The organism is Rhizobium sp. 3T7, assembly GCF_020166565.1.
Lineage (GTDB): Bacteria > Pseudomonadota > Alphaproteobacteria > Rhizobiales > Rhizobiaceae > Rhizobium.
Window position 1 is genome coordinate 1 of the sequence record NZ_JAIQXS010000063.1, and the last position, 602, is coordinate 602.

General features: G+C 67.8%; 1 protein-coding gene. It reads right to left on the reverse strand.

Annotation, left to right across the window (positions count from 1 at the left end; genetic code table 11):
• On the reverse strand, nucleotides 1–602 hold a 602-nt coding region (locus K9B32_RS28845; protein ID WP_224568807.1), incomplete at both ends, for a putative Ig domain-containing protein.

The following is a 602-nucleotide window of genomic DNA, read 5'->3' on the forward strand; positions in this document are numbered from 1 at the left end:
GGACGTGCCAGCTGTCGTCGGCGTGCCGCTGAAGGTCCGCGTCGTGGCGTTGAAGCTCAGCCAGGCGGGAAGTGCTGAGCCGTCGGCGGCGGTTGCCGCGTAGGCGAGCGTTTCGCCACTGTCGACATCGGTGAAGGTGCTGGCCGGCAGTGCAAACGAAAAGGCGGTACCGACGGTGGCGTTCTGGGGGGCGGTCTGGGCTGCGAGCACCGGTGCGTCGTTGGCGCCGTGGATGGTGACGGTCAGCGTTGCCGTGGCGGTGGCACCGGCGGTGTCACGCATGGTGTAGCTGAAGACCTCGCTCAGCGTGTTGGTCGACTGCCGCAGCGCCTGCACCGTGGCATTGGTCTCGTTGATGGCATAGGTATAGGCGCCCGACGCATTGAGCACGAGACTGCCATACGTGCCGTTGAGCGCCGAGCCGAGCGTGCCGGCCGTGGCGCCAAAGCTGACCGCCGTGACGGTCTTGGTGTCACCGGCATCCGGATCGGTGTCGTTGGCAAGCACGTTGCCGCTGGCGGCCACGCCGCCCGAGCCATTGGCCACCCCGCCCTTCTCGGTTGCGTCACCTTGGTCGGCAACTGCCGTCGGCGTCGTGTTGC